Here is a 13,853-nt window from a genome sequence, read left to right as displayed (position 1 = left end):
CTAACTTATCGGAATCTTTGGTAAAAACCACAGGGCAATAAGTAAAATTTAGCCTTATTCACCGCTCGCAAGCTAATGCCTTCCCCTTGGTGGCTCATAGCGAAGATATGCCTTCTCAGTCGCAAACTAGGCCAGTTGGCTTTCAGTTAGCATAAGTTTTTCTTATAGGTCGCATAGGATTATATGTTGTGACTCTGGTTCCAAACTGGGTTTTATTGCCCTCACAGAATTTGGGTCCTCCAAAGCACGGCTTGAAAGAGCTTGGCTGAATGAGGGGCATTCGGGAGGATCGCAAATTCGGTGAAAGCCGTACATCGGCAAACAACCACAGACCACGATTGGTCAAGGTACCTAAGGGGGACATATGAAATCAGGAATGATGAAACAGACTGCTGCTTTATTAGCGTTAACTGCTGCTGCGTTATTTACTTCATGCGCGCCGCAATCGCAATCTGCTCCCACTTCTTATCTGGACTCAAACGAAATCCAAAATTCAAATATCCTTGGTGGTCTTTTAGCCGACACTAACTTTCAAAAACAGCACGGTATCGTGCAGTTAAAAATCTTCAGCCTTATGGGTGAAGCCACGTGCACGGGTTCATTAATCGCCCGTGATTTAGTTTTAACTGCGGCTCACTGTATTGCTGACGAAGGTTTACGTGGTGTTGCGGTGTTATTATCACTCGATGATAAAAAATTAACTGCCGAACAAGTGATCTACGCTACGAACGGCGCGATTCACCCGGATTACCAGCCAACTGACGATGCCACTGCAGTTTGGAATGATATTGCCCTGCTTAAATTAGAAAAAGCGGCGCCAGAAGATTTTAAATTAGCCACACTTCCGGATGCAGAAACAATCAAACAATTAGTTAAAGGTTCGAAAGTAACTTTAGCTGGTTTTGGTATCACTAACGCTGTAATCCGCAAGGTCGTGCCTGGTAAAAACGGAAAACCAACTGTTGTCGAGCTTCCGGGCCGCGGCACTGGTTCATTAAGAAAGGTTTCTAATATCGTTGTCCAATCTGTGACCGCTGACCAAAAAGAAATCTTATTTGATCAAAAGAATTTAAGAGGGGCTTGCCACGGAGATTCAGGCGGGCCTGCTCTATTACAACTGCAAGACGGTTCGTACATCCAAGTTGGTGTTACAAGCCGTGGCACCAATAAATTAGGCAACTGCAACGAAGGCGCGATTTACTCTGGTGTTTACGGTCAATTAGACTGGATCACTTTAGCATCAGCTCAGTTAAATAAACCTGCTGAAACACCGGCTGCCGAAGAAACGCAAAAAGTAGCAGCAGGCCAGTAATTTAAGGCAATTTCAGAAATTTTAAACTAAATAAAAACCCTCAGACTTTGAGGGTTTTTTGCTTTTGCACAACGGACATTTCACGTGACTCTGGTTCCAATTTGGGTTTTATTGCCCGAAACAAAATTTGGATCGGAATCAAAATGATTAAAAAAACTTATGTCTTGTTGGCATTAATCGCTACTGTATTATTTACATCTTGCACACAGCAATCGATCCCGTCGACTTCATTCGTGAACACTAACGAAGTACAAAATTCAAATATCATCGGCGGAGAGTTGGCCAACGCTGACTTTCAAAAAGCTCACGGCATTGTTCTTTTAATTATGGAAAATGATAAAGGCGAACAATCAATTTGCACAGGCAGCCTGATCACACGTGATATCGTATTAACCGCAGCTCACTGCGTGGACGGTGCAGGTCTTCAATTCATCGCAGCGCTATTTACCACGAACGCCCACCAACAGGTTACAGATGATCAGATTCGCTTTGCCGCAAATTTTGTCTATCCTGAAAATTACAACCAAGCAGAACAAGGTGTCTGGAACGATATCGCTGTTGTTAAATTGCATGCCCCCGCACCAGAAGATTACAAACTCGCTGTTTTACCGACCCCAGAGACTATTAATAAGTTAACTGTTGGCTCAGCATTAACTTTTGCCGGCTACGGGATTACCACCCCGGTGTTGCGCGAATTTAAACGCGATGAAAATGGCCAAGTCATCATCGGCGAAGACGGCTATCCTGAAATCGTTGAGTTTCCGACTGAAGGTTCGGGGATCTTAAGACAAGTCGGCAACATTATCGTGACCGATATCACATCTGATCACAAAGAGATTACTTTGGATCAAACAAATTTAAAAGGAGCCTGCCACGGAGATTCGGGTGGACCGGCACTTTTACAGTTAGAAGATGGTTCGTACGTACAAGTAGGCGTTACCAGTCGCGGAACTGATTATCTCGGTAACTGCAACGTCGGCGTGATCTACACGGGCCTATTCGGTCAGCGTGAGTGGATTACCTGGGCGATTAATTTAATGAACCAACCTGTACCGGCACAACCAAGCACAGAACCACCGCCGCAAGTTGCTGTCGGACAATAATTAAGTCACTGACTCAATCAAATCAGCCACTGCAGATGGCTGATCAAACAGAACACGGTGTCCCGAATTAAAAATCCTTTCATAACCGGAAAGGATTTTTTTTCGTTTTAAATCTTCAGCAAAGCTTGTGAACTTCTGATCTTTATCGCCCACAACCCAAGTTACTTTATCGGCGTGTTTGGCCAATACAGCTTCTTTGTTATCTTGCTGGGCCAATGACAGCGTTGTGAATCCTAAGGCTAATTTTTTGGGGTCGATGTCACGGCCGTTGCGCGAAAATTCACGGTCGTTATCCGCTTTAAAAACATCCTGGCCATTCCATTCGTTCCAAAAATCACTCCAGGGAGTCGTTTCTAATTTATCCTTCCAAACCAAATCGTTGATACGACGTTGTTCTTTTTCGGTCTTGTCGGTTAAGCCCGGGTGGCCACTGATAAAAATAAACTTTTTAAAACGGTCTGCGTGGCGTTCTAAAATATGTAATCCGACTCGGGCACCCAGCGAGTATCCCACAAAAATCGGCTGCGTTTTGTCAGGAATAAAATCAACCAATCGATCAGCCAATTTAGTGAAGGAAGCTAAGTCAATGTCTCCAATCGGAGAGGTCGGCGAAAACAAATCCGGCGTCACCCATTGATGACGTGGAGTCAAAGTCTGAACTTTATACCAATCTTTTCCCGATCCTAAAAAACCATGTAACGCTAAAATTTGACGGTTTTGCATAATTCATCCATAAATTTCCAAACCGCATTTGACTGCGTCTGGTCTGTTTGAATTTCAATGACGAAATTCTTCATTTCCTTCTTAGAAATGATATCTTGTACCGACGAAAGATCAACCACGTCCACGACTTGTAGATAGTTCCAGCCGAACATTTCCGCCCAGCCTTTGAACTGGACCTCGTGCGGGTTTAGAAATTTTTCGTGATTAAACACCTTTTTAAAGATCTGCCCACCACGGTTGTTGATTATTATGATTCCTTTGCGTGAGGCTTTACTGTCTTCGCGATTTAGTCCTAACGCGGCCAAATCATACATTGCCGTCAGATCGCCGACAATGGCCCACGACATATCAAACTGGTTTGACCAGCTCAAATAGGTCGACAGCTGACCATCAATACCATTGGCTCCACGGTTACCGTAACTCTCCGGAAAAGCCCCTTGCGAAAACAGATCCCATTCACGGATCGGCAGTGAATTACCAATATAGACCGGATGAAATTTCAATAATTCACTTAACTGAAAAATAAAATTCTGCTCTGAATTTTTATGTTCCGTTAAAGCTGTCACTTTTTTTAACTGCAATTGCTCATTTAAAGCCGCGAAATCAATTTTACGGTAGGCGACAGCGTTTAACAGCGGATCAACGACAGAAAAACCAGCCTGCAAGGAGTTACGGGCCAGACCCGAAAACGGAAGTTCTGAAACTGACAGCACCGGGATGTGTGCAAATTTTTTCTCAAGGTCACGCCATAATCGTAAGGTCGGAACCCCGCCAATACGCAACACCGAAGTAAAAATCTGTTTTTCTAAAAACGCACCAAAAAGAGCTTCACAGTTATTGATCTGTAAATGCACCAGCTCCGGATCACCTAATAACCCCGAAAGAGTTTCGGCGTAGTGGTAAACCTGATATTTTTTTAGCGCTGCTTTAACCTGTGTTTTTTCATCTGAAGATAGCTGGCTTAATAGTACTAGCGGATTCTTGAAAGCTAAAGCCTGTTCACCGTATTCAACATCAAACGCCTGCGGTTGGTAAGATGCAATTTTATTTACTTCGACAAATTTTTCGGTGGTTTGTGCAAAATCCCCGTCAATTAACGGTTCATCAAAACACAGATTAAAATGCAAAGGCTTTTTTGCATCGAACTCAACCTGTAAATTCTGCTGAGTCACATCCCAGTCGTAACACTTATGCACATACGACGTAAAAATCACCGCCTGTTCGATCGCCTGTGGCGCTCCGGAGCCGCGGTAATTTTTTGGCCGATCCGCACTGATGACGATCAGGGGCAACCCCTGATAATAGCCTTCGATCACCGACGGCAACAGCTCAGCCACTGCCGTACCCGAAGTGGTAATCACCGCGACCGGTTTTGCGGTAGCTTTAATACGGCCTAAGGCATAAAAGCCCGCCGAACGTTCTTCGAAATAAGATTTAACCTTAAAGGCACGGCTCTCAAGACCGACCACTAACGGCGCATTACGGGCACCGGCGCACACGATCACCTCGTTAACATCGAGATTACTTAAGATCTGATAAAAGTGTGAAACCAGGGCCGCATTGGTCATGAGATAATGTATTAAACGTGTTTACAGAATCTGCAACGAAAAAGCTTCGCAAATGGCCTTCTTTTTTGTCTCAAGCTCTTGCCATTCAGCTTCTTGCTCACTTTGCGCAGTTACGCCGCAACCGACAAAGATATTCAGACGATTTACACTCCAGATCAGGCCACGAATGCCGACGATCACTTGCGCAAAATCAGCGCCAATCACGCCAAACGGTGCACCAAAAAAGCCACGTTCTTTTTGCACCGCAAACTGCGAAAACTGGGTCGCCATTTCTGCATGGCGCGGATAAATTCCCAGGGCTGCGGTGGGATGCAATTTTTCAATGGCCGCCACACAGTCTTTTTGCGAAAGGCACTGCTGATGAATATCGGTTTTTAAATGACTTAAAGTCGGCAGGGTTAAAATATGCGTTTCACCGACAGTTATCTGGCCTAAGCGTTCACGAATATCGTTAATGACAAATTCATGCTCTTTGCGGGTTTTCATATCAACTTCAGAAACCTGCTGAATTTTTTTTTCATTACTCCAAGTGCCGGCCAGTGCCATGGTCGATAAAGTTTTTCCGTCCCAGGCCGCCAGCGTTTCCGGGGTTAATCCTAAAAAGCCGCCGGCCTCGTCCCAGAGTCCGTAGATATATCCCGGACGGTTTTTTTGTAAACTTAAATAAAGTTGGTAAGCAAAATTAAATTTCTCTGACGTTGCAAATTCAAACTTAGTGGCCGGAACAGTTTTTTGCAAAATACCGGTGGCAAAAGTTTTCTGTGACCAAACAAATTGAGCTGCAAAATCGGCCTTGTGGTTATCAAGCAAGTCCAGGCTGGTCGCGGCTTTGACGATGTTGTTTTCTAAAAATTGCAACAGCTGTTGACGTGTGACTTTGAGCATTTTTTCAACCCGGTAGAGACCCGCGGTGCTCTCGGCTTTCGGTTGTAAAAACTCCCAAAACTGTGGGCTATAAACGAAAACCTGATGGAATGGCTCAGAGGTAGCACTAAAAACAGGCTTTCTCACTCCCAGAAGCAATATAAACTGATCTGAAGCTAACTGTAGAAGGCCCCCCACAGCTAAAAAGTTTGAACTATTTAAATCGTTTATGTTAAGGTCCATATCCACAATGTGACAATTGTAGCAAAGGCATTCATGGTCGTACAAGTTGGTAATATTCAAATCGGTGGTCCGCAATTTACTGTAATCGCAGGCCCATGTTCTATTGAGTCAGAAAATCAATTTATGACGACAGCACTTGCTGTTAAAAATTCAGGTGCTTCGATATTACGTGGCGGCATCTGGAAAATGCGTACCTCGGCCAAAGCCTTTCAAGGTTTAGGCGCAGACGCTTTTGATATCATCAAAAAAGTTAAAGCGGCTACCGGTCTTGGTTTAGTTTCGGAAGTCACAGATGTTCGCCAGATTGAAGAGATCGCACACATCGTTGATGGTTACCAGGTCGGCGCACGTAATATGCACAACTACGCCTTACTTAAAGAATTAGGACTCCAGCCAAAACCGGTTTTATTAAAACGTGGTTTTTCAGCCTTTATCGACGAATGGATCAAGGCCGCCGATTACGTCTTAGCCGGCGGAAACCAGAATGTTATTCTGTGCGAGCGCGGTATCCGCACTTTTGAAACCGCAACTCGTAATACGCTAGATCTTAATGCTGTTGTGTACGCAAAAAAGCATACACAATTACCGGTAATCGTTGATCCTTCACATGCGGTTGGTATCGCCGATCTTATCCCACAACTTTGTTATGCTTCTGCGGCCGCAGGTGCAGATGGTTTAATTATCGAAGCTCACCCGAACCCGGCACAGGCTTTATCAGATGGCCCTCAGGCTCTTACGCTTGAGACGTTTGATAAAACCATGAAGCAATTAGAAAAAGTATTAGCAGCTTTCGACCGTCGCCTGCAAAAAGCGTAAGAAAAGGTTTTTACTATGAACTCACAAACACAACGTCAATCACCAGACCCGGAAAAAATCCGCTCAATGTTTTCTAAAGTGGCGGCTAAGTACGATAAGGCTAACTCGGTTTTATCAGTCGGCATCCACCACTTATGGAGAAAAAAATTAGTTTCTTTAAGCGGAGCTAAAGCTGGGATGAAGGTTTTAGACTGCGCCACTGGTACCGGTGATCTGGCGATTGAATTCAAAAAAGCCGTGGGCACAAACGGCGAAGTGATCGGAACAGATTTTTGCAAAGAAATGTTAGAGCCGGCTCCAGCTAAAGCCAAAGCGCAAAACCTGGATATCCATTTTGAGTTAGCCGATGTAACACAATTACAGTTCGCAGATAACAAGTTCGACGTTTCATCAATTTCGTTCGGCATCAGAAACGTAAACGACCCGGTAAAAGCGTTAAAAGAGCTGGCTCGCGTAGTTAAACCAGGCGGCCAAGTGATGATTCTTGAATTCGGCCAAATGGATTTTCCGGTCATTTCTGGCTTATACAATTTCTACTCAGAAAAAGTATTACCTAAGATCGGCGGCTTAGTAACAGGCCAGGGTGATGCTTATGAGTACTTACAAAAATCATCAGCTGCGTTTCCGTGTAAAGAACAATTTCTTGAATTAATGAAACAATCAGGCGCGTTCTCAGAGATGTCTTACACGCCAGTAAGTTTCGGCATCGCCTACATCTACAAAGGCACAGTAAAGTAATAACAGACCACGCCTAAAGGCGGTCGTTACGGCTCCATAGCCAATGATCCGCCAAAAGATGCCAGCAAATGGCTTCAATCACCGGGATCGCGCGCGGAATAATGCACGGATCATGACGCCCTTTTTTTGCCACGTCTTTAATAGATGACGTCGGTTTAAAGCCCACACGAAAGACGATATCTTCACCGGTCGTGATACCTCCGCGGATGCCGCCATAATTTTCTGATAACATTTTTTCGTGAAACTCGGTGCCCTTGATCGTTGTACCTTCAAAGCCAGCACCTAATTCAAAGCCTGTGGTCGCCCCTAACGACATCATCGCTTGCGCAAGATCAGCTTTGAATTTATGAAACACCGGCTGCCCTAGGTTTGCCGGCGCCTGTGAAATGCGGCACTCAACTACCCCGCCGTAGCTTTCACCTTCGGTTTTGGCTTTTTCTAACAGGGTCTGAATATCTTTCGGAAGTTCATGTGAGGCTTGGTCGATGTTAATATTTCCGATTTGTCTGGCATAGGCAAAAACCTGTATCGGCGAAGCCGATCCAGTTGACACTTGCGAAGAGAGTTGCTGCATTAACATCTGTGCAAACGATCCTGCGATCACACGGTTTAAGGTTTCACGTCCTGAAGATCTGCCGCCACCGCGGTGATCACTGTGACCGAATTTATTTTTCCAGGTATCATCGGCGTGTCCGATGCGGGCTTCAGTCTGAATTTTATCGTAATCCGCCGAACGCTGATTTTCGTTTCTGACAACGACAGCAATCGGAGTTCCTAAAGATTTACCTTCAAAAAAACCGCTCAATATTTCGGGTTGGTCAGCTTCATTTCTGGCCGTAACAAAAGCGCTTGAGCCAGGTTTACGGCGCGCCAGATTTTTTAATAACAAGGCTTCGTCATATTTTACCCCGGCAGGCATGCCATCTATCACTACCCCGTAAGCCGGGCCGTGGCTTTCGCCGAAAGACATCATTTGAAATCGTTGACCAAAAGTATTAGCGCTCATATGCAAGGTTATCCTTCTGCCGTTAAGTATTTAGCCCAGAATTTAAATTGTGATTTAGCCTGGGCATAAAACATATCTAGCCCCGAAATATATTTCGCGCCCGATTTTGTCTGCGCGTATTCAAGGCCCATTGAGTTTTCACTGTAGTTTAAATCCAGAATATATTGTGGGTTCCAGTTGGCCGGAGGCATTTGCACGCCGTCTTTGCGAGGGGCCGCCCAGATCACGACATCCGGTGAAATGTCTCCAGCGGGGCTTTCACCTCGTGATAAACCGGTGCGTGCCGAGTAGCCTACAGCCTGCGGCAACACGTTCTTCAGGGCGCTGGTCACACCGCCACCGCCCCAGATGGCGATTTTTTTATTCTTTAAATCGTCAATTTCTGATTCTTCGATCAGCGCCTCAAACCCATCGGCATCACTGGAAATGCCGTGCCATCGGTTATCGTGATAAATCAGTGAGTTGATTCCCGATTCGCCATCACTTAAGCCGATCAGTTCTGCCGCTTTGATTTTTAACGGTGATGTCACCGCCGCAAATTTTAACCCGATCTCCTGTAACAGCGTCATACCCTCATGAAATTCATCTTCACTCAATGGGATCGCCAGAATCTGACCGTAATCACTTAAATTCGGCCCCTGGGTCATCGGTGTGCGTGAGTGGTGAACCGGATCACCTAAAACTGCGCCGAACACCTTTTTTGCATTCAGCCCCTGCAGATATTCGTACAGACTTGGCTGGTCATCGTTGTCTTTTAATCCTTGGACAAAGTTAATTTTTTGACGGCGCCACATCAGGTTGCGGTACCAGCGCCAGCGGCTTTTTTTACCGATTTCTGTGCGCGGAAGAAAGCTGCGGTTCTGACGGTCTTCATTTTGCCAGTGCAAGCCTAGGATTAATTCATTGAAAGAATTGACGACGGGACAAAATTTTAAATGCCGTCCGGCCGGCTGTTGCTGCATTTGCAACAGACTTTCAAAAAAACCGCCTTCATGCAGAGAAATAATCTGCGCATTCACGCCCGGCGGCACCGGTCCGTATTCTAAGGCCCAGTCAACCCGTAAGCCGCGCAGTTCGGCAGGATCTACCTGTGAGCGCACCGCTACTAAAAAGCGGACTTCTTTATGAGCCGCGATAATACGCTTGATATCAACCAGTGAAAACACATCTGTGCGTAATTCAAATTTATCTAGATTCGACCACAGCTTAATTTCACTTTCTTTGGCTAATGTGAAATACGCATTTTCAGTTTTAAAATCTTTCTTAAACAGTTTTTCTTCGGTCTCGTCGCACTCATTTAACCCTTCGGGCAAATGATAAACCCACGAAGCTGCCTTACGAAATTTAGGTTCACGCTCTTGATAACGCTGAATAGATTCCTGCAGGGCCGAAACCTCAGGATTTAAACGCGGACGGTTTAAAAAAATCCGGCCGTCCGAATCAGTTCGGCGACTGACCAACACCACTTCGGCATCTAATGGTAATAACTGGGTATCAAACCCGGCACCGACAGCAACCACATAAGAACTTTGCGAAGTCAGCTCTTGAAAATATTTTTTTTCCAACTCGCGAAATGCGGCTTCGCCTCTCTGGAGAAAGATATCGCCAATTGCCTGTTGTTCTTTTTCAGCAATAACCTGATCCAGATCAAACCCGGCAACTTCGGGAAAATATTCCTGATGCCGCTCTAACAAAGAACTCTTTCCTACCCCGCGATGGCCGATAAAAATTCGTTTCATGGATGTAACCCCGTGTGTTCATAAAACTGCGGATAACTCTTGTTAATAACTTCTGGATCAGTGATCTGCACGGGAAAACCCTTAAGCTGCAGCAAACGGGCAGCAAAGGCCATGCGGTGATCGTGATCAGGATCAAACTGAATAAGGTCACGGTGTAAATACTTGGCCGCCGGATTACCCTTGATTTTTAAGCCATCAGGTAATTTTTCGACCAGAAAATTACAGCGGGTCAGCAATTCGTACGTCTTCTCTAAACGATCAGATTCTTTATGCACAAGCTGGTGTGCACCGTACAGATGACTTTCGCCCTCGGCAAAAGCACACAATACCGCCATCACCGGAAACAGATCCGGGCAGCGCTCAAGATTGGCCTTAAGTGATGACCACTGTTTTTGCTGAGAAATATAAAAATTATTCTCTTCGGTGGTAAAAGCAATCGCCATACGTTTAAAAAAGGCGACAAATTCCATATCGGGCTGAAGCGAAAATCTATTCCAGTTGGTTAAATGCACTTTACCCGCCAGCACGGCGGCGGCGGCAAGGCTGGCAAAAGAGCTGACATCGACTTCACCAAGCATTTTTTGTGGCACTAATTTTTGTCTGCTGGAAACAAACAAATCATCAATCGCAAATCCATAAGTGCCCATCATTTTGTGTGTGTAATTAAAGTAGCTTTCTGAGGTAACTTTTGATGTTTCAATCTGCAGATCAAACGGCAGATTTACCGAATTCAACAGCACCGAAGTTAAAAACTGGCTTGAGTCTTTTGAATCAACTTTCAAAACTTTACACTCTTCGTCTGAGCGCCAACCCTGGCTGTGAATATGAAATTCGGTTTTCTCCGGGTTAAACCAAGCCTTAACACCCACCTGTTCCAGGATAGCGATTATTTCATCCTGCGGACGCGAGAATAATTTTTTTTCGCCTTTAATAATAAAACTTCCGATTTCGCGTGAGACACGTAAAGCAAAAAACCTGAACGTGGTGCCGCCCAGGCCGACGAAAAACTCTTTTTTACCGGCCTTAAGATCATTCAGGCACTGCTGTAAAAGTTTAACATCGTCCGCACTAGAAGTTCCGACAATCTCCAACCCCGGCTCATATGATTTTAAAATCAGAGCGCGATTCATCCAGGATTTAGAAATGTCTAAACTTCCAGTGAAAACAAAACTCATGCGTAAAACCTCTGGCGTTCAAACTCGGCCACGATCTCGGAAACTTTTTTATTTTCGACAAGAACCGTGCCCGGACGTTTAACAAAAATAAAACGTAGAGACTTTTCGCGCGCCGGAACAGATTTTTTATCCTGCATCAGGGCCTGAGTTACTTTTTTAACCGGAATCTTGTTGGCTTTAGTAAAGTTCATCGACTCATCCAGCGATGTGATCAGCTGCGATACATGTAAAAAGCAGTTTTTATCCATGTAGCCCAGATGGTAACTCCAGCGTACCGCAAAGACTAGCCCCATCAAGATGGCTTTACCGTGTGAAAGGCCCAGCGCGGATTCATACACATGCCCCATGGTATGGCCCAAATTTAAAATATGACGGTAGCCGGTTTTCTCTAACGGATCTTTAGCAACCACCTGCATCTTTGCATTGATAAATTGTTCTAAATTGCTCCACACGTAATTTTCGTTGAACTGAATTTTAGAAAGCAGCTGCGGACGGTTAATCAGACAAATCTTTACGATTTCGCCAAAGGCCTCGATCAAACGGTCGGACGGCTGATTTAACAAAATCGCCTTCGACAGGATAATTTTATCCGCCGGGTATATCGTGCCGATCTGATTTTTAGTCGAATTTAAATTTAAGCCGTTTTTTCCGCCGTGGGCTGAATCCACCGCCGATAACCAGGTTGACGGGATCTGCACCAGTGGACAACCGCGCTGGTAAGTTGAAGCTAAAAAGCCGGTGAAATCCCCGACCGAGCCACCGCCGATTGCCACGAACTGCAGCTTCTGGGTAATTAAATTTTGTTTCTGCCAGGCCTGCAGCTGATTCAATACCTGGGCGTAGCGGTTCACAGTTTTAAGCGATTCGCCGGCCTGTACCGGCAGAGCGAGCTTAAATTGGGCAATCCACTTTTTAAAAGATGCATTTTTTAGCAAAATGCGGTCAAAAACCACCACCGATTGGCGCTCCGGGTGCGAGACCTGAGCCAAAGTCGGCAATCCTGTGACCTTAATGATTTTAGCATCCTTAAAAAGAGTGGTTTTTTTGCTGCTTTTCACTCTAACAACATACTCCCGAATCACCGAGACACGCAAGGTGTTAGGACGTGCCATAGAGCGAAAGAAACCCTATATTAAATCCCGCATTAAAAATACAAATTAGGAGATCAAATATGCAAAAGATCAAAGTAGCTAACCCAGTGGTTGAGCTTGATGGCGATGAAATGACAAGAATCATCTGGAAATTTATCAAAGATAAATTAATCCTTCCGTACTTAGATATCGATATTAAGTACTTTGACTTAGGCATGGAATACCGTGACCAAACAAACGATCAAGTGACTGTTGACGCTGCTGAAGCGATCAAAAAGTACAACGTAGGTATCAAGTGCGCGACAATCACTCCTGATGAAGCCCGCGTTAAAGAATTTAACTTAAAACAAATGTGGAAATCACCAAACGGCACAATCCGTAACATCTTAGATGGCACTGTTTTCCGCGAACCGATCATCTGCAAAAACGTTCCACGTTTAGTTCCTAACTGGACAGCGCCAATCTGTATCGGCCGTCACGCTTTCGGTGACCAATACCGCGCCACAGATTTCGTAACTAAAGGCAAAGGTAAATTAACCGTTACTTTCCAACCTGAAAACGGTGGCGAAACGATCACTCACGAAGTTTATAACTTCAAAGGTGACGGTGTTGCATTAACGATGTACAACACAGATGAATCAATCACTGGTTTTGCGCGTTCATGCTTTAACCAAGCGTTAGCGAAAAAATGGCCTTTATACTTATCAACTAAAAACACGATCTTAAAAAAATACGATGGCCGTTTCAAAGATATCTTTGAAAACATCTACCAAACTGAATTTAAAGCTAAGTTTGACGAAGCAGGCATTACTTATGAACACCGTTTAATCGATGACATGGTGGCTTCGGCTCTTAAATGGAATGGTAACTTCGTATGGGCTTGTAAAAACTACGACGGCGACGTGCAATCAGACACTGTTGCGCAAGGTTTCGGCTCATTAGGTTTAATGACTTCGGTTCTAGTTACTCCAGACGGAAAAACTATGGAATCTGAAGCGGCTCACGGCACAGTGACTCGTCACTACCGTCAGCACCAACAAGGAAAACCAACATCAACTAACCCGATCGCTTCGATCTTTGCTTGGACGCGTGGTCTTGAGCACAGAGCGAAACTTGATAACAACCCTGCTTTAGCAAAATTCGCCCAAACTTTAGAAAAAGTTTGCGTTGAAACCGTTGAAGCCGGCTTCATGACAAAAGATTTAGCCGTTTGCATCTATGGCGACAAAGTTCCTGCAGACAAATACATGAACACTGAGCCGTTCTTAGATAAAATCGATTCTAATCTTAAAAAAGCCATGACGATGTAGTTCGTCGGCTTTTAAAAGCTAAAATCTTTAAACCCGGTGTGATGAACATCGGGTTTTTTTCTACAGCTGTCTACCCTGACACCGCTCTGTCAAACTCATACCCACTTTAAAATTCCAACTGCATCACATTGATATATAGCCAGCATGATCTTTGCTTTGTAAGCC

At 44.8% G+C, this 13,853-nt stretch carries 12 protein-coding genes; 5 read left to right on the top strand and 7 right to left on the bottom strand.

The window, feature by feature from the left end:
• The first annotated feature begins 364 nt into the window (after nucleotides 1-364).
• On the top strand, nucleotides 365-1,312 hold the full coding sequence (locus AC04MM_RS06990; RefSeq protein WP_475379620.1) for a S1 family peptidase: 948 nt from the start codon (nucleotides 365-367) through the stop codon (nucleotides 1,310-1,312).
• 143 nt (nucleotides 1,313-1,455) lie between these two features.
• Complete coding sequence (locus AC04MM_RS06985; protein ID WP_475379619.1) at nucleotides 1,456-2,415, top strand: S1 family peptidase; 960 nt, start codon at nucleotides 1,456-1,458, stop codon at nucleotides 2,413-2,415.
• On the opposite strand, the gene AC04MM_RS06980 is transcribed toward AC04MM_RS06985, so the two are convergent.
• The 3 genes from AC04MM_RS06980 to AC04MM_RS06970 are packed head-to-tail and all read right to left on the bottom strand — an operon-like array spanning nucleotide 2,416 to nucleotide 5,591.
• Nucleotides 2,416-3,138 (bottom strand): alpha/beta fold hydrolase, encoded by a 723-nt coding sequence (locus AC04MM_RS06980; RefSeq protein ID WP_475379618.1) that lies wholly within the window; start codon nucleotides 3,136-3,138, stop codon nucleotides 2,416-2,418. It lies immediately after the preceding gene.
• Nucleotides 3,117-4,706, bottom strand: a complete 1,590-nt coding sequence (gene menD / locus AC04MM_RS06975) for a 2-succinyl-5-enolpyruvyl-6-hydroxy-3-cyclohexene-1-carboxylic-acid synthase (RefSeq protein ID WP_475379617.1) — start codon at nucleotides 4,704-4,706, stop codon at nucleotides 3,117-3,119. Before menD ends, AC04MM_RS06980 begins: the two co-directional genes overlap by 22 nt.
• Nucleotides 4,707-4,727: 21 nt before the next feature.
• A complete protein-coding gene (locus AC04MM_RS06970) occupies nucleotides 4,728-5,591 on the bottom strand; it encodes a chorismate-binding protein (protein WP_475379616.1) in 864 nt (287 codons plus the stop codon).
• A gap of 255 nt (nucleotides 5,592-5,846) precedes the next feature.
• Between AC04MM_RS06970 and aroF the strand changes: the two genes are divergently transcribed.
• Both aroF and ubiE read left to right on the top strand, forming a co-directional pair.
• Complete coding sequence (gene aroF / locus AC04MM_RS06965) at nucleotides 5,847-6,629, top strand: 3-deoxy-7-phosphoheptulonate synthase (RefSeq protein ID WP_475379615.1); 783 nt, start codon at nucleotides 5,847-5,849, stop codon at nucleotides 6,627-6,629.
• Nucleotides 6,630-6,644: 15 nt separating this feature from the next.
• Entirely contained in the window at nucleotides 6,645-7,367 is a 723-nt protein-coding gene (gene ubiE, locus AC04MM_RS06960) for a bifunctional demethylmenaquinone methyltransferase/2-methoxy-6-polyprenyl-1,4-benzoquinol methylase UbiE (RefSeq protein ID WP_475379614.1), read from the top strand.
• Between the two features lie 13 nt (nucleotides 7,368-7,380).
• Here ubiE and aroC read toward each other — a convergent pair whose 3' ends face one another.
• From aroC to AC04MM_RS06940, 4 genes are read right to left on the bottom strand one after another with little or no spacing between them, the layout of a single operon-like run.
• The gene (gene aroC, locus AC04MM_RS06955; RefSeq protein ID WP_475379613.1) at nucleotides 7,381-8,373 is read right to left on the bottom strand and encodes a chorismate synthase; all 993 of its coding nucleotides are present in this window, start codon (nucleotides 8,371-8,373) and stop codon (nucleotides 7,381-7,383) included.
• Nucleotides 8,374-8,381: 8 nt separating this feature from the next.
• Nucleotides 8,382-10,112, bottom strand: a complete 1,731-nt coding sequence (locus tag AC04MM_RS06950; RefSeq protein ID WP_475379612.1) for a shikimate kinase — start codon at nucleotides 10,110-10,112, stop codon at nucleotides 8,382-8,384.
• Nucleotides 10,109-11,287, bottom strand: coding sequence for a 3-phosphoshikimate 1-carboxyvinyltransferase (locus AC04MM_RS06945; protein WP_475379611.1), 1,179 nt, complete (start codon nucleotides 11,285-11,287; stop codon nucleotides 10,109-10,111). The genes AC04MM_RS06950 and AC04MM_RS06945 overlap by 4 nt, the downstream gene beginning before the upstream one ends.
• Entirely contained in the window at nucleotides 11,284-12,345 is a 1,062-nt protein-coding gene (locus AC04MM_RS06940; protein ID WP_475379610.1) for a 3-dehydroquinate synthase, read from the bottom strand. Before AC04MM_RS06940 ends, AC04MM_RS06945 begins: the two co-directional genes overlap by 4 nt.
• A gap of 113 nt (nucleotides 12,346-12,458) precedes the next feature.
• On the opposite strand from AC04MM_RS06940, the gene AC04MM_RS06935 reads away from it, so the two are divergent.
• Complete coding sequence (locus tag AC04MM_RS06935; protein WP_475379609.1) at nucleotides 12,459-13,688, top strand: isocitrate dehydrogenase (NADP(+)); 1,230 nt, start codon at nucleotides 12,459-12,461, stop codon at nucleotides 13,686-13,688.
• Nucleotides 13,689-13,853 lie beyond the last annotated feature (165 nt).

The sequence above is a fragment of the Bdellovibrio sp. SBM16 genome (assembly GCF_056175625.1).
This window is presented reverse-complemented; position numbering and strand designations above follow the sequence as displayed.